At 73.4% G+C, this 19,819-nt stretch carries 18 protein-coding genes; 4 read left to right on the top strand and 14 right to left on the bottom strand.

Going from position 1 to position 19,819, the window contains the following annotated elements; translation table 11 throughout:
• Positions 1-28: 28 nt before the first annotated feature.
• Genes ABEB09_RS24670 through ABEB09_RS24660 form a run of 3 tightly spaced genes read right to left on the bottom strand, consistent with a single transcriptional unit; the run spans position 29 to position 2,685 of the window.
• The gene (locus tag ABEB09_RS24670) at positions 29-700 is read right to left on the bottom strand and encodes a response regulator (RefSeq protein WP_345692095.1); all 672 of its coding nucleotides are present in this window, start codon (positions 698-700) and stop codon (positions 29-31) included.
• A complete protein-coding gene (gene macS / locus ABEB09_RS24665; RefSeq protein ID WP_345692094.1) occupies positions 697-1,896 on the bottom strand; it encodes a MacS family sensor histidine kinase in 1,200 nt (399 codons plus the stop codon). The genes ABEB09_RS24670 and macS overlap by 4 nt, the downstream gene beginning before the upstream one ends.
• A gap of 30 nt (positions 1,897-1,926) precedes the next feature.
• Positions 1,927-2,685, bottom strand: a complete 759-nt coding sequence (locus tag ABEB09_RS24660; protein ID WP_345694073.1) for a lysophospholipid acyltransferase family protein — start codon at positions 2,683-2,685, stop codon at positions 1,927-1,929.
• 192 nt (positions 2,686-2,877) lie between these two features.
• Here ABEB09_RS24660 and ABEB09_RS24655 point away from each other — a divergent pair, with 192 nt between their 5' ends.
• Positions 2,878-3,711, top strand: a complete 834-nt coding sequence (locus tag ABEB09_RS24655; protein ID WP_345692093.1) for an alpha/beta hydrolase — start codon at positions 2,878-2,880, stop codon at positions 3,709-3,711.
• Entirely contained in the window at positions 3,704-4,420 is a 717-nt protein-coding gene (locus ABEB09_RS24650; RefSeq protein WP_345692092.1) for a hypothetical protein, read from the top strand. The genes ABEB09_RS24655 and ABEB09_RS24650 overlap by 8 nt, the downstream gene beginning before the upstream one ends.
• A 57-nt stretch (positions 4,421-4,477) precedes the next feature.
• Here ABEB09_RS24650 and ABEB09_RS24645 read toward each other — a convergent pair whose 3' ends face one another.
• The 6 genes from ABEB09_RS24645 to ABEB09_RS24620 all read right to left on the bottom strand — a co-directional run bounded on the left by ABEB09_RS24645 (position 4,478) and on the right by ABEB09_RS24620 (position 9,269).
• The gene (locus tag ABEB09_RS24645; protein ID WP_345692091.1) at positions 4,478-5,230 is read right to left on the bottom strand and encodes an endonuclease/exonuclease/phosphatase family protein; all 753 of its coding nucleotides are present in this window, start codon (positions 5,228-5,230) and stop codon (positions 4,478-4,480) included.
• A gap of 72 nt (positions 5,231-5,302) precedes the next feature.
• The gene (locus ABEB09_RS24640; RefSeq protein WP_345692090.1) at positions 5,303-6,244 is read right to left on the bottom strand and encodes an ROK family glucokinase; all 942 of its coding nucleotides are present in this window, start codon (positions 6,242-6,244) and stop codon (positions 5,303-5,305) included.
• A 65-nt stretch (positions 6,245-6,309) separates the two neighbouring features.
• Positions 6,310-6,753: a DUF5304 domain-containing protein gene (locus ABEB09_RS24635; RefSeq protein ID WP_345692089.1), complete on the bottom strand. Its 444-nt coding sequence runs from the start codon at positions 6,751-6,753 to the stop codon at positions 6,310-6,312.
• A 33-nt stretch (positions 6,754-6,786) separates the two neighbouring features.
• Positions 6,787-7,938: an ArsA family ATPase gene (locus ABEB09_RS24630; protein ID WP_345692088.1), complete on the bottom strand. Its 1,152-nt coding sequence runs from the start codon at positions 7,936-7,938 to the stop codon at positions 6,787-6,789.
• 45 nt (positions 7,939-7,983) lie between these two features.
• A complete protein-coding gene (locus ABEB09_RS24625; protein ID WP_345692087.1) occupies positions 7,984-8,433 on the bottom strand; it encodes an SRPBCC family protein in 450 nt (149 codons plus the stop codon).
• 59 nt (positions 8,434-8,492) lie between these two features.
• Positions 8,493-9,269, bottom strand: a complete 777-nt coding sequence (locus tag ABEB09_RS24620) for a metallophosphoesterase family protein (protein ID WP_345692086.1) — start codon at positions 9,267-9,269, stop codon at positions 8,493-8,495.
• Positions 9,270-9,538: 269 nt separating this feature from the next.
• Here ABEB09_RS24620 and ABEB09_RS24615 point away from each other — a divergent pair, with 269 nt between their 5' ends.
• A complete protein-coding gene (locus ABEB09_RS24615; RefSeq protein ID WP_345692085.1) occupies positions 9,539-11,335 on the top strand; it encodes an AMP-dependent synthetase/ligase in 1,797 nt (598 codons plus the stop codon).
• Between the two features lie 205 nt (positions 11,336-11,540).
• On the opposite strand, the gene ABEB09_RS24610 is transcribed toward ABEB09_RS24615, so the two are convergent.
• Both ABEB09_RS24610 and ABEB09_RS24605 read right to left on the bottom strand, forming a co-directional pair.
• Positions 11,541-13,154 (bottom strand): GMC oxidoreductase, encoded by a 1,614-nt coding sequence (locus ABEB09_RS24610; RefSeq protein ID WP_345692084.1) that lies wholly within the window; start codon positions 13,152-13,154, stop codon positions 11,541-11,543.
• Positions 13,155-13,404: 250 nt separating this feature from the next.
• Positions 13,405-14,547: a glycosyltransferase family 4 protein gene (locus tag ABEB09_RS24605; protein ID WP_345692083.1), complete on the bottom strand. Its 1,143-nt coding sequence runs from the start codon at positions 14,545-14,547 to the stop codon at positions 13,405-13,407.
• Between the two features lie 91 nt (positions 14,548-14,638).
• Between ABEB09_RS24605 and ABEB09_RS24600 the strand changes: the two genes are divergently transcribed.
• Positions 14,639-15,892 carry a glycosyltransferase 87 family protein gene (locus ABEB09_RS24600; RefSeq protein ID WP_345692082.1) on the top strand — a complete coding sequence of 418 codons (1,254 nt, stop codon included), beginning with the start codon at positions 14,639-14,641 and terminating at the stop codon, positions 15,890-15,892.
• Here the strand turns inward: ABEB09_RS24600 and ABEB09_RS24595 are convergent.
• From ABEB09_RS24595 to ABEB09_RS24585, 3 genes are all read right to left on the bottom strand, one after another.
• A complete protein-coding gene (locus ABEB09_RS24595; protein WP_345692081.1) occupies positions 15,862-17,046 on the bottom strand; it encodes a hypothetical protein in 1,185 nt (394 codons plus the stop codon). The two genes, ABEB09_RS24600 and ABEB09_RS24595, sit on opposite strands and share 31 nt — an antisense overlap.
• A gap of 183 nt (positions 17,047-17,229) precedes the next feature.
• A complete protein-coding gene (locus tag ABEB09_RS24590) occupies positions 17,230-18,258 on the bottom strand; it encodes a C40 family peptidase (protein ID WP_345692080.1) in 1,029 nt (342 codons plus the stop codon).
• Between the two features lie 270 nt (positions 18,259-18,528).
• Positions 18,529-19,554, bottom strand: coding sequence for a C40 family peptidase (locus ABEB09_RS24585; RefSeq protein WP_345692079.1), 1,026 nt, complete (start codon positions 19,552-19,554; stop codon positions 18,529-18,531).
• Positions 19,555-19,819: the final 265 nt, after the last annotated feature.

The raw sequence follows: 19,819 nt of genomic DNA, 5'->3' as shown, positions 1-19,819 counted from the left end.
CGGCCGCCCCTGGGCCGGAGGTCCCGGCCTACTCGTCGTCCAGGCCCCGCTCTATGGCGTAGCGGACCAGTTCGACGCGGTTGTGGAGCTGGAGCTTGCCCAGGGTGTTCTGGACGTGGTTCTGGACCGTGCGGTGCGAGATGACCAGGCGCTCGGCGATCTGCTTGTAGCTGAGGCCCTTGGCGACGAGGCGCAGGACCTCGGTCTCGCGGTCGGTGAGGCGCGGGGCGTTCGGCTCGTCGGTGCCGGAGGCGGGCGCGGGCTCCGCGGCGAGGCGGCGGTACTCGCCGAGGACCAGGCCGGCGAGGCCCGGCGTGAAGACGGGGTCGCCGACGGCCGTACGGCGTACCGCGTCGAGCAGCTCCTCGGTGCTGGCCGACTTCAGCAGGTAGCCGGTCGCCCCGGACTTCACGGCCTCCAGCACGTCCGCGTGCTCACCGCTCGCGGACAGCACCAGGACCCGCAGGCCGGACCCGGCGCCGACCAGCTCCTTGCAGACCTGGACCCCGGGCATGCCCGGCAGGTTGAGGTCGAGGACCAGTACGTCCGGCGTGGTGGCCCGGGCGCGGCGTACGGCCTGGTCGCCGTCGCCGGCCGTCGCGACCACGTCGAAACCGGCCTCGGACAGGTCGCGGGCGACCGCGTCGCGCCACATCGGGTGGTCGTCGACCACCATCACCTTGATCTGCTGTTCGCTCATCGCTTCGCCGCCTTCCCCCGTGGGACCTTCAGTTCGACCTCCGTGCCCTGGCCGGGCACCGAGATCAGCTCGGCCGTGCCGCCCAGGTCGCGCAGCCGGCCGCGGATGGACTGGGCGACGCCGAGCCGCCCCTCGCCCTCGGCCTGGGCCAGCCGCCCGTCCGGGATGCCCGGGCCGTCGTCCCGGACCGTGACGATCACCTCGTCCGGCCAGTCCTCGACCAGGATCCAGGCCTGGGCGCCGGGCCCGGCGTGCCCGCGCACATTGTCCAGTGCCGCACCGACGGCGGCCGCCAGTTCGCCGGCCGCGGCCGGCGGCAGCAGCACGGGGGCGCCGGGCTCCGAGAACGTCACGCGGGACCCGGCGTACGGGGCGAGGAGGGTGCGCAGGTCCTGCGGCCCGTCGTCGGGTTCGTCGACGATCCGGACGACCGCGCCCTGCGACTCGTCCTCGGAGACGTGCGAGCGGCGGGTGAGCCCGCCCGCGACCAGCGTGCGCAGGGCGACCTCCTGCTCGCCGGCCATCCGCCCCAGCTCGGCGGCCTCGCCGCCCAGGGCGGTGCCCCGGCGCTGCACCATGGCCAGCACCTGGAGGACGGAGTCGTGGATGTCGCGCGCCAGGCGCTCCCGCTCACGGGTGGCCGCCTCGATCTCCAGGGCGCGGGCGAGGGTGCGCTCGGAGGCGCGGGCGACCTCGACCACGTAGCCGATGGCGATGGAGGCGACCCACACCAGCAGGACGTTGTGCAGGGTGTCCCGGCTGGGCTCACCGCGCTCGATGATGTTGGCGACGGCGACCAGCGAGGACGCGAAGCCGGCCCAGCGCCAGCCGCCCCTGATCGCGTACGCGAGGACGGAGCCGGCCGTCCAGATCGTCGGCAGCGTGGCCCCGTCCTGGGTCTGGGCCTGGGCGTCGGCGAGGGGCGTGAGCAGGATGCCGGTGAGGGCGATCGTCAGGTCGGCGACGAGGAAGCGCTTGGTGCAGCCCGCCGCGTTCGCGACCTTGGGGAGGGTGGCGAGGGTCCACACGGCCAGCACCGCGAGGAAGCCCGCGGCCACCAGGGGCCGCTCGAAGTCCTCGCGGGTGAAGACGAAGAGGAGCACCGCGTAGACCATGGTCAGCACGCGGTACGCCGTCAGCGCACGCCACAGCGGCTGCTCCACGGACATGCGGACGACGCGTTCGCGCTTGGCCATCTCCCCCACCCACAGCGTGCGCGGCGACGCTCAGGCGTCGCCCTTCTCGGCCGCCGCCTTCTCCGCCGCCTTCTCGGCGGCCTTGGAGGCCTCCTTCGCCGCCTCCTTCGCGGCCTTCTCCGCCTCGGCGATCTGGCGCTTGGCGGCGGTCGCGTAGATGTCGACGTACTCCTGGCCCGAGAGCTTCATGATCTCGTACATCACCTCGTCGGTGACCGAGCGCAGGATGAACCGGTCGCCGTCCATGCCGTGGTAGCGGCTGAAGTCGAGCGGCTTGCCGATCCGGATGCCGGGGCGCATCAGCTTGGGGACGATCTTGCCGGGCGGCTGGATCTTCTCCGTGTCGATCATGGCGACGGGGATGACGGGGGCGCCGGTTGCCAGCGCCACGCGCGCGAGGCCGCCGGGCTTGCCCCGGTAGAGCCGCCCGTCCGGCGAGCGGGTGCCCTCCGGGTAGATCCCGAACAGCTCGCCGCGCTCGATGACCTCGATACCGCTGCGGATGGCCGCCTCGCCCGCGCCCCGGGCGCCCGAGCGGTCCACGGGGAGCTGGCCGACGCCCTTGAAGAAGGCGGCGGTGAGCTTGCCCTTCACACCGGGCGTCGTGAAGTACTCGGCCTTGGCGATGAAGGTGACCTTGCGGTCCAGGACCGCCGGCAGGAAGAACGAGTCGGAGAACGACAGGTGGTTGCTCGCGAGGATCGCCGGCCCCTCGGCGGGAATGTTCTCGAGGCCCTCCACCCAGGGCCTGAAGGCGAGCTTCAGCGTCCCTCCGATGGAGAACTTCATAGCGCCGTAGATCAACTCGAGTTCCTCCTGTGTTCCGTCGATCAGACCATAACCCCTGCGGTACCCCTGGCTCTCTTCCGCACCCCTGTGCCGCCCTGTTTGCGGCGGTGACGGCCCTGGTCGGTGTCAGCCCGGTCGCGTACGGTGAAGTACACACTTCCCGAGCACCTCGAACCCCGAACAGGAGACCCCGTGCCGGTCCTCCCCGGAGCCGAGCCGTACCGCCACGACGGCGGAGACGTCGGCGTACTCCTCTGCCACGGCTTCACCGGTTCGCCCCAGTCGCTGCGCCCCTGGGCCGAGTTCCTGGCGGAGCGCGGGCTGACCGTGTCGCTGCCGCTGCTGCCCGGGCACGGCACGCGCTGGCAGGACATGCAGGTGACGAGCTGGCAGGACTGGTACGCGGAGGTGGACCGCGAGCTGCGGACGCTGCTGCGGCAGTGCCGCACGGTCTTCGTCTGCGGGCTCTCCATGGGCGGGGCGCTCACGCTGCGGCTCGCCGCGCGCCACGGCGACGCGATCCGCGGCGTCGTGCTGGTCAACCCGGCGAACAAGGTGCACGGCGTGATGGCGCACGCCCTGCCGGTGGTCCGCCACCTGGTGCCGTCGACCAACGGCATCGCGAGCGACATCGCCAAGGAGGGCGTCAAGGAGCTGGGCTACGACCGGGTGCCGCTGCACGCCGCGCACTCGCTGCGCCGGTTCTTCCAGGTGGTGGACGGCGAGCTGCCGCAGGTCACGCAGCCGGTGCTGCTGCTGCACAGCCCGCAGGACCACGTGGTGCCGGCCGCGGACTCGGCGCGCATCCTCGGCCGGATCTCCTCGACGGACGTGCGGGAGATCCTGCTGGAACAGAGCTACCACGTGGCGACGTTGGACCACGACGCGGAGCGCATCTTCGAGGAGAGCCACGCGTTCATCGGCCGGCTCGCTCCGGGGGCCGCCGGGACCGACGAGGGTCAGGGGGCCGACCAGGCCGGAGGGGTCGGCGTGGCCGGTGAGAAGGGAAGCACGACCGGTGGCTGAGCAGCACGACGCGGATCGCGACAAGAACCGCGACCCGCTCGACGAGGAGGCGGCGTGGGCCGCGATCGTCGCCGGGTACGGCGAGGAGCCGCCGGACCCGCCGGGCGCCCGGCCGTTCCGGTCGGTCGAGGACCTGGCACTGCCGGAGGAGGACGTGCTCCCGGAGAAGGACAACGCCGCGAAGGACAACGTCGCGAAGGACGGGACCCCGGAGGACGGGACCGCGAAGGACGGGACCGCGGAGAACAGCGCCGACGACGCGGCGGCGGAGGACGCGGCTGAGGAGGACGCGGCTGCGGACGACCGGGCCGCGGAGGACGACGTCGCCGAGAACGGGAAGAGCGAACGGCCGGCGCTCGGCAGCTCCGTCGTGTTCGCGCCGGGTGTCGGCGCCATGCGCGGCCCACGTGACTACTCGGTGGCCGAGCCCAAGGACGACGATCTCGACGAGAGCGACGAGGGGCACTTCGTCCCGCCGGAGCCGCCGCCCCTGCCGGAGGCGGACGCGGCGGCGAAGTTCGCCTGGCTGGGCGTCATCGGCGGCCCGGTGCTGCTGCTGGTCGCCGTGCTGCTCCAGTGGGACATGACGTGGTGGCTGACCACGGTGTGCGTCGGCGGCTTCCTGGGCGGCTTCGCCACGCTGTTCGCCCGGATGAAGCACGGCGACGACGAGGACGACGACGACCCGGGCCGCGGCGCGGTCGTCTGACCCGGGAAGCGCCCCGGTGGTGTCACCGCCGCCGGGGCGTCGTCGCGTCCGGGCCGCTCAGGAGGCCGGCACGCGCAGGGCGGCGAGGACCGGCAGGTGGTCCGTCGCGGCCTTGAGGTCCGCGTCCCGGATCCCGGGCAGCCCCACGGGGACGCCGCAGCCCAGCACCTCGACGCCCTTGGTCGCGAAGACCGCGTCGATCCGCTGGTGCGGGTCGTCCGGCGTCGAGGTGTACTCGCCGCCCCAGGGCCGCACGGCCCAGCAGTCCTGCAGCTCGGCGGCCAGCCGGCGGAACGCGCGTCCGCCGGGCCGCTCGTTGATGTCGCCCGCGGCGACGGCGTGCGGGACGTCGAGGGCGGCCAGCCGGTCGAGGAGCAGGCCGGCCTGGTCGTACCGCTCGTCGCCCCTGAGGCTCAGGTGGCAGCTGAGCAGTCCGAGCCGGGCGCCCGCGATCCGTACCACCGCCGTGGCGAAGCCCCGCCGGTGCAGGCCCGGGGTGAGCGGCAGCAGCAGGTCCTCGGTCCGCTCGACGGTGACCCGCAGCGAGCACAGCAGCAGCGGCCCGGAGGCGGTCGCCCCGCCGCCCAGGATGACCAGCTCGCTCTTGGCGGCGAGCCGGGCCGCGTGTTTGCGCCAGCGGAAGAAGCGGGGCGCCTCCTGGACCAGCACCACATCGGGGGCACAGGCCCGGATCACTCGGGCCACGGCGTCCTCGTCGTCCCGCAGTGAGCGGACGTTGTAGCTGAGGACGCGGATCACGGCCGAACCGTCCGGCTCGGTACGGGAGTCGGGCAGCGCGCTCATCGCCATGGCCGCACCCTACGGCAGCGCCCGCCGCATCCCGGGGGGACGCGGCGGGCGCGGGGGTCGAAACCGGGGGCGTCAGCCCTGGCGGGCCAGGTCCGCGGCGCCGACCAGGCCGGCCTTGCCGCCCAGCTGGGCCGCGAGGACCTGGGCGTGCGGGCGGTACTGGCCGCCGACGAGCCAGCGGCGGAACGACTTGCGGATCGGGTCCAGGACGAGTTCGCCCTCGTCGGAGACGCCGCCGCCCACGATGAAGGCCGACGGGTCGAAGAGCGAGGCCAGGTCGGCGAGGCCGGCGCCGGCCCAGCGGGCCAGCTCGCGGAACGAGTCGATGGCGACCTTGTCGCCCTGGCGGGCGGCGTCGCTGATGTGCTTGCCCTGGATGCCCTCGGGGGTGCCGTCGCCCAGGCCGAGCAGGATCGTGGCGTTCTCGGGGGTGGCGTTGGCGCGCTGCCTGGCGTAGCGGACGAGGGCGCGGCCGGAGGCGTACTGCTCCCAGCAGCCCTGGCTGCCGCAGCCGCACAGGAGGCCGTCCGGGACGACCCGGATGTGGCCGAACTCGGCGGCCACGCCGAAGCGGCCGCGGCGCAGCTTGTTGCCGATGATGATGCCGCCGCCGAGGCCCGTGCCCAGCGTGATGCAGATGACGTCGTCGTGGCCCTGGCCCGCGCCGAAGCGGTACTCGCCCCAGGCCGCGGCGTTCGCGTCGTTCTCGACGACCACCGGGAGCCCGACGCGCTGCTCGACCTTGTCCTTCAGCGGCTCGTGCCGCCAGTGGATGTTCGGCGCGAAGAGGACGGTGGCGCGCTTGTCGTCGACGTACCCGGCGGCGCCGATGCCGACCGCCTCGATGTCATGGCCCTTGCCGGCTTCGGAGACGGCCGCGCAGATCGCGTCGACGATGCCTGCGGGTGTCGACGGGGTGGGCACCTTGTGCGTGTCGAGAATGGTGCCCTCTTCGTCGACCACGCCGGCCGCGATCTTCGTGCCGCCGATGTCGACGCCGATGGTGAGTCCCATGTGTCCCTCAGTTTTCGGTCGAGCCCCGCTATGGCCAACCGTACCCGAGGGCGGGCACCGTCCTGTCAGTCCAGGTCGATGTGCTCGCTGCCGGAAGGACCGCCGTCGTTCTTCCGCTCGTCGCCTTCGGGGGCGGCGCTCTGCCGGGGGCCGTGGGTCCAGCGGTGCTCGTGGCCCTGTACGGCGGAGCGGTAGGCGGCGAGCAGTTCGCTGCCGGCGGCCGCGAGGTGGTCGAAGACCTGCGGGTTGCGCTCGATGACCGGTTCGATGGCGGACCTGGCCTGGTCGACGAAGGTCCGCACGGCGTGCTGCGGCCCGGCTCCGAGGAGCGGGACGCCCAGCGACGACACCTTGTCGGCGACGGCGTCGACGAGTTTGCGCAGTTCCTCGGCGGCGGAGCCGGGGGGCGGCGCGCTGTGGCCACGGCGGCGGGCGCGCTCGGCCGCCAGGTCCTCCTCGCAGGCCTGCGCCCAGGCGTCCGCGTCGGGGCGGTCGGTGGCATCGCTCATGGCATCGACGTTACCCGAACGGTGGAGGCGTGTTCAGGGGGTACGCGGCCACAGTCCGGGGTCGGGCGTGAACCGTACGCCGAGGACGCCGTCGCGCAGGCTCGCCCCGGAGACGGTGCAGCGGCGCAGGGCGGAGGGCAGCGGGACGATCCGGCGGAACGGCCCGACGGTGAGGACGAGTTCGTCGCCTCGGCGGACGAGGCCGAGGTCGGGCTTGGCGGCGCCGGGGAGGGGGACGCGCCAGACCAGGACGCCGTCGGTGTCGCGCCGGTCCTCGACCTCCCACTCGGGCGCGGGTGCGGGGGCGGTGTCCGCGGGCGGAAGCGGGCCGAGGGCGGCGAGGGCGTCGGCGCAGCGCGGGGCGGGCCCGGCGTGGGCGACCTCGTGCACCTGCTCGTGCTCGTCGCGCAGGTCCTTGAGGTGGGCCTGTTGTTCGGCGGCGAGGGCGGCCAGCCAGGGGTCGGGGGACGTGGTGGGCAGGACGCGGTTGGCGACGACCGGGTCGAGGGCGACGCGGTGCAGGGCGAGGCCGGCGCGGGCGGTGCGCAGGGCGGCCGCGGCGGCGGGGCCGGGCTCCACCACGAGCCGTACGCCGGTGTCCGGGGCGTCGATCAGGTCTTGCACGGCCGCCAGGTCGGCGTCCCAGCGGGCGGCCGTGCGGTACAGCCACTCCGCGGGCATGGGCACCCCGGCGAGCTGGGCCAGCATGGGCCGCAGGGCGCGGGCGGCCTGCCGCTCGGGCGGGAGGAGCCGGCGCAGGTAGCGGCGCAGTTGCTCGGGCAGGGCGAGCAGGGCGACGGCGTCGGGCAGCGGCGGCAGGTCGACGACGAGGAGGTCCGGCTCGTCCCGCGCGGCCTCCCGCAGGGCCTTGAGGAACGCGAACCGGTCGGCGCCGGGCAGCGCGGTCAGCTCCTCGTCGTCGAGCCGGGCGGCGCCGAGCAGTTCGAACGCGGCCGCGGCGTGCTCCTGGAGGGCGAGGACCTCGGCGCGGAAGTGCGCACCGGGGTCGACGCGGCGTACGGCGAGCAGCCCGCGCTCCACGCACTCCTCGCCCCTGAACCAGTCGGCGGGCGCGTCGCCGACCAGCAGGACGCGCCTTCCCCGGCGGGCGGCATCCAGGGCGGTCGCGGCGGCGAGCGTGGTGCGGCCGGCGCCGCCGGGGCCGGTGACGAGGAGCGTACGCATGGGTGAACCGTACCGGCCGGCCGCGGCGGGGCCGCGAGCCGCCCGTCAGGCCTTCGTCGTCGACTCGACGCGCTTCTTCAGCCCGGCGAGGGCGCGGTCGATGATGACCTTCTCGGCCTTGCGCTTGATCATGCCGAGCATGGGGATCTTGACGTCCACGGTGAGCTGGTACGTCACCTCGGTGGCGGCGCCGCCCGAGAGCGGTGCGAGCCGGTAGGAGCCGTCCAGGGCGCGCAGCATCTGGGACTTCACGAGGGTCCAGCTGACCTCGTCGTCGCCGGTCCAGGTGTACGCCAGGGTGTGGTCGTCCTTGATCGCTCCGGCGTCCAGCACGAGGCGGACCTGCTCGGCGCGGCCGGCGTCGTCCTTGGACAGCACCTCGGCCTCCTTCACCTCGCCCGTCCACTCCGGGTAGCGGGCGAAGTCGGCGATCACGCCCATGACGTCGGCCGGGGCCGCCCCGATGGTGATGCTCGAGCTGGTGTGTTCCGCCATCGCTGTGGCTCCTCCAGAGGGCTCGGTACGTGCAGTGAAGGCTATCGCGTGCCCGCCGGTCACCATTCCAGGGCCCAGGGCCTGCCCGACGCCGCGAAATGTCCCACGTTCACGCACTCGGTCGAGCCGATCCGCATGCGCCGCGCGAGCGGCTGGTGGACGTGGCCGAAGAGGGCGTAGCGGGGGCGGGTGCGGCGGATCGCGTCGAGGAGGGCGCCGGAGCCGCGCTCGAAGCGCCGGGCCACGGTGTCGTACGTCAGCTCCGGGACGTCCGGCGGGATGTGCGAGCAGAGGACGTCGACCTCGCCGAGGGCCTCGACCTTCGCGGCGTACTCCTCCTCGGGGATCTCGTAGGGGGTACGCATGGGGCTGGGGAGGCCGCCGCCGACGAAGCCGAAGACGCGGCCGTCCAGCTCGACGCGCTCGCCGTCCAGGACGGTGGTGCCGGGCCGGGCGTACTCGGGCCAGAGGGCGGGGATGTCGACGTTGCCGTAGGTGGCGTAGGTGGGGGTGGGGAAGGCGGCGAACAGCTCGGCGTACTGCGTGCGCACCGCGGACTCGATGGCGGTGGCCCGGTCGACGCCGCGTGCGGCCAGCTCGGTCCAGAGGTTGCGGGCGAAGTCGCGGGCCTCGTCGAAGCGGCGGGCCGTGCGCAGGGCGACGATGCGGTCGGCGTTGGCGACGCCGAACAGGTCGGGGAAGATGCCGCGGGAGTGGTCGGCGTAGTCGAGGAACAGCACCAGGTCGCCGAGGCAGATGAGGGCGTCGGCGCCGTCCCCGGCCCGGGCCAGGTCCTCGGCGTTCCCGTGCACGTCGCTGAGCACATGAACTCGCATGGGACCCCACCTTAGGGGTGAGGGCAAGGGGCCGGACCTGCGGTTACTTCCGAGTCGTGACAGGTGTGGACTACTGTGCGCGAAGCACTACCGATGACGTGTGACGCAGCGAACATCTGACCAGGACCCCCTATCGGGAACCCAGTACTGGTGGGTAACGTCCGGGCAGTCCAGTCGTGCTCACCCCACTGAGCGCGTATCCGTAGTGGACCGCAAACCGGCGCATCACACAGAGCCGTGGCGTCGGCGCCCGATGAGGAGCAGCAGTCTTGCGCGAGTTCAGCCTTCCGGCCCTGTACGAGGTCCCCACGGACGGCAACCTGACGGATCTGATCAGCCGCAACGCCGCTCAGCACCCGGACGTGGCCGTCATGGCCCGCAAGGTCGCGGGGTCGTGGGAGGACGTGACGGCGACGCGGTTCCTCGCCGAGGTGCGGGCGGCCGCGAAGGGGCTGATCGCGCAGGGCGTGCGGCCCGGCGACCGGGTGGCCCTGATCTCCCGTACCCGTTACGAGTGGGTGCAGCTGGACTTCGCGATCTGGAGCGCGGGCGCGGTGACCGTGCCGGTGTACGAGACCAGCTCGCCCGAGCAGATCCAGTGGATCCTCGGTGACTCGGGCGCGGTCGCGGTGATCGTGGAGAGCGCGGCGCACGCCGCCTCCGTCGCGGAGGTACGGGACGCGCTGCCCGACCTGAAGCACGTGTGGCAGATCGAGGACGGCGCGATCGACGCGCTCACGGAGGCCGGCAAGGACGTCTCCGACGAGACGGTCGACGAGCGCGGCGCGACCGCCAAGGCGGACGACATCGCGACGATCGTCTACACCTCGGGCACGACCGGCCGCCCCAAGGGCTGTGTGCTGACGCACCGCAACTTCTTCGCCGAGTGCGGCAATGTCGTGGAGCGGCTGAAGCCGCTGTTCCACACGGGCCGTTCGTCGGTGCTGCTGTTCCTGCCGGCCGCGCACGTCTTCGGGCGGATGGTGGAGGTCGCCTCGGTGCTGGCGCCGATCCGGCTCGGCTGCGTCCCGGACATCAAGAACCTGACGGACGACCTGGCGTCGTTCCGGCCGACGCTGATCCTGGGCGTGCCGCGGGTCTTCGAGAAGGTCTACAACACGGCGCGCGCGAAGGCGCAGGCGGACGGCAAGGGCAAGATCTTCGACAAGGCGGCGCAGACGGCCATCGCGTACAGCCGCGCCAAGGCGACGCCGCGCGGCCCCTCGCTGGGGCTGCGGCTGAAGCACAAGCTGTTCGACGCGCTGGTCTACGGCAAGCTGCGGGCGGTGCTGGGCGGCCGGTGCGAGTTCGCCATCTCGGGCGGCGCGCCGCTGGGTGAGCGCCTGGGCCACTTCTACAGCGGCATCGGCTTCACGGTGCTGGAGGGCTACGGCCTGACGGAGTCGTGCGCGGCGACGGCGTTCAACCCGTGGGACCGGCAGAAGATCGGTACGGTCGGGCAGCCGCTGCCGGGTTCGGTGGTGCGGATCGCCGACGACGGCGAGGTGCTGCTGCACGGCGAGCACGTCTTCACGGGCTACTGGAAGAACGAGGCGGCGACGGCCGAGGCGCTGGCGGACGGCTGGTTCCACACGGGCGACATCGGCACGCTGGACGAGGACGGCTACCTGTCCATCACGGGCCGCAAGAAGGAGATCCTGGTGACCGCGGGCGGCAAGAACGTCGCCCCGGCCGTGATCGAGGACCGCATCCGCGGGCACGCCCTGGTCGCCGAGTGCATGGTGGTGGGCGACGGCCGCCCGTTCGTGGGCGCGCTGGTCACCCTGGACGAGGAGTTCCTGGCCCGCTGGGCCGCCGAGCACGGCAAGCCGGCCGGCTCGACGGCGGCGTCGCTGCGGGACGACCCGGACCTGCTGGCCGAGGTGCAGCGGGCGGTGGACGACGGCAACGCCGCGGTGTCCAAGGCGGAATCGGTGCGGAAATTCCGCATCCTCACCTCCCAGTTCACGGAGGAGGCCGGTCACATCACGCCGTCGCTGAAGCTGAAGCGCAATGTGGTGGCGAAGGACTTCGCCGACGAGATCGAGGCGATCTACCGCGGCTAGGGCCTGTCCGGCAAATCCCCGTCGTCCGCCCGAAGGGCGGGCCCCGCGGCGTCTGGCGCGTGCGATCGCAAGGCGCCGGAGCGCCCTCGTGGCGGAGCCACGTGGGCGGTTCGGCAACGCGGCTGGGGGTCCCCCCTGGCTCTCAAGGCCTTGGGGGAGTGCGTGCCAGGCGTCGCGGGGCAGGCGGGGATTTGCCGGACAGGCCCTAGGACGGCTGTTCCGCGAGGGCACGGTCCATGGCGCGCTCCGCCAGGGCCGTGATGGTCAGGAACGGGTTGACGCCGATGGAGCCCGGGACGAGGGCTCCGTCGGTGACCCAGACGCCGGGGGCTCCGCGCACCGCGCCGTACGCGTCCGTGGCGAGGCCCAGGACGCAGCCGCCCAGCGGGTGGTAGGTGAAGTCGTCGGCGAAGGCGCGGTTGCCGCCGAACAGGTCGTAGCGGTAGACGGTGGCGTTCCTGGCGTTGACGCGGTCGAAGAGCCTCTTGGCGGAGGCGGTGGAGGCCCGGCTCTGGTCCGGGGTCCAGTGGAGCCGTACGCCGTCGGTGGCCGCGTCGTAGGTGAGCGTGCCGCGCTCCGGGGTGCGGGTGATGGCCAGGTAGAGGCTGATCCAGTGCTCCAGGCCGGTGGGCAGGGGCGCGATCTCGGCGAAGACCGGGTTGTCGGGGTTGGCGCGGTCGTCGATGCCGAGGACGGGCATGGTGGACTGGCGCTCGCCGACGGTGTCCCACAGGTGGTTGGCGCGGCCGGTCATGACGTTGCCGTTGGGGCCCCAGCCGCTCCCGATGTGCTCGCTGAGGTCCGGCAGGGTGCCGGTGTCCCGGGCGCGCAGCAGGAGTTCGGTGGTGCCGAGGCTGCCGGCGGCGAGGAAGAGGCGGCGGCAGGAGATCTCGCGGGTGGCGACGGTCCGGCCGGTCGTGTCGATGCGGTCGGCGGTGACGACGTAGCCGCCTCCGGGCAGGGGGCGCAGGGCGCGGGCCCGGTGGAGGGTCTCGATGGTGACGTTGCCGGTGCCGAGCGCGGCGGCGAGGTACGTACGGTCGAGGGTGCGCTTGCCGTGGTTGTTGCCGTAGATGACCTCGCCCGCGAGGGCGGATCGGGGCGCGGTGCCCTCGGCCTCGCGGCGCATGTGGTCGAAGTCGTACACGTTGGGCACGAACGTCGTGGCGAGGCCGGTGCGGGCGGCGTGGGCGCGGGAGATCCGGGAGAAGCGGTACCACTCGGTGGACTCGAACCAGGCCGGGTCGATGGCGTTGACGCCCAGCGTCCGGCGGGCGCGCGGGAAGTACGTGTCGTACATGGCGGCGGCGTCGGCGTGCGGCAGGACCCGGGCGAAGTAGTCGCGGTCGGGGGTGACGGCCATGCCGCCGTTGACGAGGGAGCCGCCGCCGACGCCGCGGCCCACGTACACGGACATGGCGTCGAAGCGGACGCGGTCGAGGACGCCGGGGTACGGGGTGATGTCCTTGTTGACGACGTCGAGCCAGAGGAACGTGGCGAGCGGGGCCTCGGTGCGGGTGCGGAACCACATGGAGCGGTGGTCGGGGGCGGTCGTCGGGCAGAAGACGCGCCCGTCGGGTCCCTGGCGGTTCCACAGGGCGCCCATCTCCAGGACGGTGGTGGGGATGCCGGCCTCGCCGAGCCGGAGGGCGGCGACGGCGCCGCCGTAGCCGGAGCCGATGACGAGGGCGGGCGTGTGGTCGGCTGCCGCGTCCCTGGCGGAGGCGGAGCCGACACCGATACGGGTGAGGCCGAGCAGCGCGGCCGCTTGCAGGGCGCCGAGCCCTACGAAGTGACGACGCGTCAGATAGGAGGTCATGGGCGCAGCATGGGCGGACTGCGGCGTTCCGCCCAGGTGTCGCGCAGGGACGGTCGCGCGGGCCTCGCGCGACCGATCGCGAGGCCGGTCGGACGGTCATCGCGCGGCCGGTCACGAGGCCGATCGCGCGAGGCCTTGCGGACGGATGGCCAGGCCGATCGCGAGGCCGGTCGACAGGCGCCGCACGACCGGCCACGAGGCCGATCGGGGGCCTGGCGCGGCCCCGGCGCCCCGGCCGGCGCGTCCGGGCCTACAGCAGCTCCTCCAGCCGCTGCGCCAGCAGGTCCCAGCGCCACTTCTCCTCGACCCACTCGCGGCCCCGCTCGCCCATGCGGCGCCGCAGTTCGGCGTCCTGGAGCAGCGCCACGATCCGTTCGGCGGAGTCCTCCGGGGAGCCGCCCCGCACGACCCAGCCGGTCTCGCCGTCCAGGACCGCGTCCGGGGCGCCGCCCGAGTCGCCCGCGACCACCGGCAGGCCCGTCGCGGACGCCTCCAGGTAGACGATGCCGAGCCCTTCGACGTCCAGCCCGCCCCTGCGCGTCCGGCACGGCATGGCGAAGACGTCGCCCGCGCCGAAGTGCGCCGGCAGCTCCCCCCACGGCACGGCCCCGGTGAACCGTACGGATTCGGCCACGCCCGTCTCCCGGGCGAGCCGGTGCAGGTCCTTCTCGTACGGCCCGCCCCCGACGATCAGCAGGACGGCGTCCGGCACCGCGGCGAGGACCGCGGGCATGGCGGCGATCAGGGTGTCCTGCCCCTTGCGCGGCACCAGCCGGGAGACGCAGACGACCACGGGCCGGTTCGCCAAACCCAGCCGCTCCCGCACCTCGTCGCCGCCGGAGCCGGGGTGGAAGGTCTTCTCGTCCACGCCCGGCGGCAGCTGGACCATGCGCGCCGCGGCCTCCGGGGAGAGCGCGGCGGCGATGCGCCGGCGCGTGTACTCGCCCAGGTACGTGATCGTGTCCGTCCCCTCGCCGATGCGCCGCAGCAGGTTCCGGGACGCCGGCAGCTGGGCCCACCCGGCCTCGTGGCCGTGCGTGGTGGCGACGATCCGCCGCGCGCCCGCCCTGCGCAGCGCGGGCGCCATCAGGCCGAGCGGCGCGGCGGCCCCGAACCAGACCGCCTCGCAGCCGTGCTCGCGCAGCAGACCGACGGCCCGGGCGGTGACGCGCGGGGTCGGGAGCAGCATCGTCGTACGGTCCCGGACAACCCGGAAGGGCTGTTCCGCATCAAACAGAGCGGTCGCCTCGGCGCCTTCCCGCCCGCGTTTCCAGGTGGACGCGTAGACGACGACCCGCTCGGGATCCAGTCGCAGGGCCATGTTGTGCAGGAATGCCTGAATCCCGCCGGGCCGCGGTGGAAAGTCGTTGGTTACGATCAAGGTCTTGCGCATCGTGGCCGAAGAGTACCGAAGCCCTGGCCGAATCGCTGCCCCACAGCTCCGCCCGAACACGTAGACAACCGACCAAACGGACGAGGTACCCATGAAGTACGCGAGCGGACCACGGCTGCCGATACTCCTCTGGCTCCTCAGCAGGGCCGTGCTGCTGCTCTACACCTTCAAGGTCGTCTTCGTCCCGGGCCCCGACGTCACCGTCGACGTCTCCGTGATCTACCAGGGCTGGTACGACGTCCTGCGCGGTGGAACGTATCCGCTGGACGACGTCACGTGGCAGTACCCGCCGGCCGCCGCGTTCGCGATCCTCTCCCCCGGCCTGCTGCCCTTCCTCGGCTACGCGCACGCCTTCTTCGTCCTGGCCTTCCTCTGCGACGCGGTCGTCTTCGGCCTGCTCATGTACGCGGGCAGGCAGCCCGGCAAGAGCCACGCGGGCGCGTGGGTGTGGGTGATCGGCCTGCCGCTGCTCGGCCCCACCGCCTACTCCCGCTACGACGTCATGGTCACGGCCGTCGCCGTCACCGCGCTGCTCGCCGGCGTCCGCAACCCCCGCACCATGGGCGTCCTGACCGGCGTCGGGGCGCTGCTGAAGGTGTGGCCGGTGCTGCTGCTCCTGGGCATGGCCCGGGGCCGGGCCGCCCTCCGCTCGTGGACCGCGGCGGCCGCCTCGGGCGCCGCGGTGCTGCTGGCGTGCGTCCTCGCGGCGCCCGGCGCGCTGGCGTTCCTCACGTTCCAGCGGGACCGGGGCACCGAGGTGGAGTCGCTGGGCTCCCTGGTCTTCCACGTGGCCCGTTACGTCGGTGCGTGGGAGGGCGAGGTCCGACTCAACTACGGGTCGGTGGAGTTCCTCGGCCCGTACGTGCCGCTGGTCAGCAAGGCGGCCCTGGCGCTGTCGGTGCTGGCGCTCGGCTGGCTGGTGCTGTGGCGGCTGAAGGCGCGCGAGTTCGGCACGACGACGCTCAGCGACGCGGCGTTCGCGGCGGTGCTGCTGTTCACCACGACGAGCCGGGTGATCAGCCCGCAGTACATGCTGTGGCTGGTGGGCCTGGCCGCGGTGTGCCTGGTGTGGCGGGCCAGCCGGATGCGCCGGCCGGCCGTCCTGGTGCTGGTGGCGACCGGGGTGACGTTCCTGGAGTTCCCGCTCTGGTTCTCGCACGTGGTGTCCAGCGACACCCTCGGGCTGGCGCTGCTGTTCGTCCGCAACGGCCTGCTGGTGGCCGCGTCGCTGATCGCCTGCCGCCGGCTGTGGCTCCAGACGGTGACCGAGCCGCGCCTGCGGGCCGCCGGGGCCCGTATCCCCGCCCAGGCCACTCACCGGGACGGCGCGCTGCTCAACTCCTGACGCGCGAAGTCCCGCCACGCGCGCGTGAAGGCGTCCGGCGAGGTGCCCAGCACCTCCGCCATGGCCCGCGGTACCGGTGTCCCGCCGCCGACCGCCCGGTAGAACGCGACGGCCTTCCCCTCGCCCCACCGCTCGGCCATCAGCCGACAGGCCAGCCACGCCCCCTCGTACGCGCGGGCCGCGGCGGCCGGGTCGCCACCGAACGCGAAGTCCCCGTCGGCCGGGAGGGCGGCGGGCGGCCCGCCCGCCAGGACGGCCCGCCGCAGCTCCGGGGCGATCTCACCGGCGGGCAGGCCCGTCCCCCGGTAGGCGACCCAGTCGGCGAAGCCTTCCGAGAGCCACATCGGCGTGGCCGCCGAGGTGTCCGCCCGGGTCGCCGCGTGCGCGGTCTCGTGCGTCAGCACGACACGCCGCCCGAACCCGCCCAGGGCGCCGAACGCCTCGGGGTTGACCACGACCCGGTCGGCCGGTGTGCGCGCTCCCCGGCCCGTACGCCCGGTGGTCACCGCCGCCATGCCCCGGTACCGCGCCGCGGGCTCTCCCAGCAGCGCGGCCATGTCGTCCAGGGAGCGCGGCACCAGCACCACGACGCGCCGGGCCCACCGCCCGGGCCAGGCGTCCGCGACGGCGGGCACGGCGCGGTCGGCGAGCCCGGCGATCTCACGCAGCCGCGCGGGCTCCTGCCCGACCCCGAGGACCAGGCTGTGCGTACCGCGCACGACGTCGACGGGGCCCTGCTGCCACAGCTGGGCCGCCGCGCCCCCGCCGGGACGGTCGGCGGTGACCCGCCAGCGCCCGTCCCGCTCGACGAGTTCCAGCAGCCGCTCACCGGTCACGGCGGCGGCGTCGTACCCGTCGAGCCGGTGGCCCACCTCGGCCCGCACCCGCGCGGTCGCCCCCTCCCGCCGTACGTCGAGCACCCGGTACGTCCAGGACGCGAGCGGTACGCGGGCGAGGTGGGCGAACTCCCGCACGGCCGGGTCCTGCGGCGGCACCTCACGAGCGAGCACGGCGGCGGCCCGCCGGTCCAGCGCCTCCTGGATACCGGCCGTGCCGTCACCGCCCGTCCGGGGCTCCCGGCACCCGGTGGCGACGAGCAGCAGCCCGAGCAGCACGGCGACCGCCCCGGCCCGCCTCGTCCACCCCACTCCCACACGGCGATCGTACGGGGCCCCGGCCCAGGTGGTGTCCGGCGGATCTTTCCCCTACCCCGCCCCTCCCCGTGGCCGGGGGGGCGAATTCAGCCCCTCCGGCGCTTGAGGAGCGGGGGGGGTTCGGGGGCAGAGCCCCGATTCGGGAAGGGGCGGGGTGGGGGAAGATCACGGCCGGCCGGGTGGTCAGACGCGGGTCACCGCCGAGATCGGCATCATGCCGACCGGGTCGTAGCGGACCGGGGCGCCCGGGTAGGGGGCGTGGATGACCTGGCCGTTGCCCATGTACATCCCTACGTGGCTGGCGTCGGACCGGTAGGTGACCAGGTCGCCGGGGCGGGCCTCGGAGAGCGGGACGTGCCGGCCGGCGTTGCGCTGCGCCTGGGAGGTGCGGGGCAGGGCGACGCCCGCCTGGGCGTAGGACCACTGCATGAGGCCCGAGCAGTCGAAGCCGTTGGGGCCGTTGGCTCCCCACACGTACGGCTTGCCGAGCGCGGAACGGGCCGCCTGCGCCGCGATGGCCGCCCGCCCCGACGCGGCCTCGCCGGACACCGGCGGCAGCAGGCTGTCGTCGCGGCCGGAGCGGGAGGCGCGGTCGAAGGCGTCCCGCTCGCCCTCCGGCAGGGAGTTCAGCAGGGCCCGGGCCTCGGCGAGCTTCTTCTCGACGGTGCGCTTGTGGCGGGCCACGACCGCCCGGCTGCGCTCCAGTTCGGCGAGGGTGCGGGTGGCTTCGGCGCGCTCCTGGGCCAGGTCGCGCTGGGAGCGCTGGAGTTCGGCGAGCGCGCCGGCCTGCCGTTCGCTGATCCGGTCCAGGACGGCGGCCTTGTCCAGGTACGTGTCGGGGTCCTCGGACAACATCAGCGCGAGCGCCGGGTCGATGCCGCCCGAGCGGTACTGCGCACCCGCCACGGAGCCGAGCGCGCCACGCATCCGGTTGATGCGCTCCTGCCCGCGGGCCACCCGGTCCTGCGCCCTGGCCACCTGCTCGCGGAGCTGGTCGGCGCGCTCGTCGGCCTTGTTGAAGCTCTCCGTGGCCTGTTCGGCCTCGGCGTAGAGCCGGTCGACGCGCGCCCGGGTGGCGTCGGCGGTGTCGACCGGATCGGCGCTCACCGGCGTGGCGCCGAGGGCCGCCGCCGTGGCCGCCGCGGCGGACAGGACGGTGACCTTGGCGCTCTTGGTGAGGCCCGGATGTGAGGGCCGGCGATGGGACGCCACGAACCGCGCTCCCTTCAGCTGTACGCAGGGCTGGTGTGCGCGGCAGACAGTAGCCGTGCGGCCATGGCCCGGCCAAAGACCTCGGAAGGGGCACAAATGGACGCCCCGCCGGGAAACACTGGTCACCGGCGGGGCGTGGCGTCACTTCGGGGGACGGGAATTCCCCCGATCGGGCGCGTATGAGGGGCGGTTCGGGTGGCTTGTCGGCGCGCCGCCCATATCAGATGGCCGGCACTGGCCCCCGGTCATATGCGGGGAGCCGGACCGGTGTCAGATGCGGACGCCGAACTGGAAGTCGCCGAGGTAGTTCATCGACTCGTAGCGGACGTACGCGCCCGGCTTCGGGGCGTGCAGGACGGTGTTGTTGCCCGCGTACAGGCCCACGTGGGCGAGGTTGTTGAAGAAGACCAGGTCGCCCGGCTTGAGCTGGCTGCGGCCGATCTTCATGCCGTCGTTCTGCTGGGTGTACGTGGTGCGGGAGATGCTCACGCCCGCCTGGCGGTAGGCCCACTGGGTCAGGCCGGAGCAGTCGTAGGCGTTGGGGCCCTCGGCGCCGGAGACGTACGGCTTGCCGACCTGCGTGGCGGCGGCGTTGAGGGCGGCGGCACCGCGCTGGGAGGCGGGGACCTCGTTGCCGAGCTCGACGCGCTCGCCGGCTTCGCGGCTGGCGCGCTGCTCCTCCTCCTGCATCTTCCGCCGTTCCTCGGCGGTGAGCGTGTTGAGGAGCTTCTGCGCCTCGGCCAGCTTGGCCTGGAACTTCTTCTTCTTCTCGCCGAGCGACTTGCGCACGTCCTCGAGGTCGGCGAGCTTCGCCGTGGCCTCGGCGCGCTGCTGGGCGAGGGTGCGCTGCTTGGCCTGGATGGACCGGAGGGTCTCGGTCTGCTTGGCGCTGAGCTGGTCGACGGCGGACGCCTTGTCGAGGTAGGTGTCCGGGTCGGAGGAGAGGAAGAGCTGGAGCGCCGGGTCGATGCCGCCGTTGCGGTACTGGGCGCTGGCGACCGAACCGATGCTGTCGCGGAGGGTGTTGAGCTCCTGCTGGCCGCGGGCGACCTGGTCCTGGAGGGCGCTGACCTCCTTCTGGAGCTTCTCCCTGCGCTCGTCGGCCAGGTTGTACTGCTCCGTGGCCGCCTCGGCTTCGTGATGGAGCTTGTCGACCTTCTCCTTGACCTGGTCCTTGCTCGGCTGCGGAGTGGCCGAGGCGGTCTGGGCGGTCAGGGCGACAGCGGCCGCGGCGGTCGCGGTGAGCACGGACACACGGGCGCGGCTCGGCTGCTTGGGTCGACGGTGGGACGCCACGGAGGCGAGCTCCTTCTTCCTCTGAGCCGCCTGCCGGGCTGGGTGGTCGGTGCCCCGGCTCGCGCATCGCGTCCGGATCTCCCCCGTGAAAACGAGTCCGAACTGCACGGTTCAGGCGGTTCCTTCGCTGTCACCCCGGTTGGGCGATCAACCGCGCGAAGGTTCGAGGCCAGACCCTAGTGACCAACTTGTGATCAGTTCAAATCCTCATCGGAAAAAACTCCCCGGGGGGCACTTTCTTTACACGCGCCCCACGCTGTGTCAT

Origin of the sequence: Streptomyces coeruleoprunus, from assembly GCF_039542925.1 — a bacterium.
Lineage (GTDB): Bacteria > Actinomycetota > Actinomycetes > Streptomycetales > Streptomycetaceae > Streptomyces > Streptomyces coeruleoprunus.
Note: the sequence above shows the minus strand (reverse complement) of the source record. Positions and strands in the feature narration are given on the sequence as shown.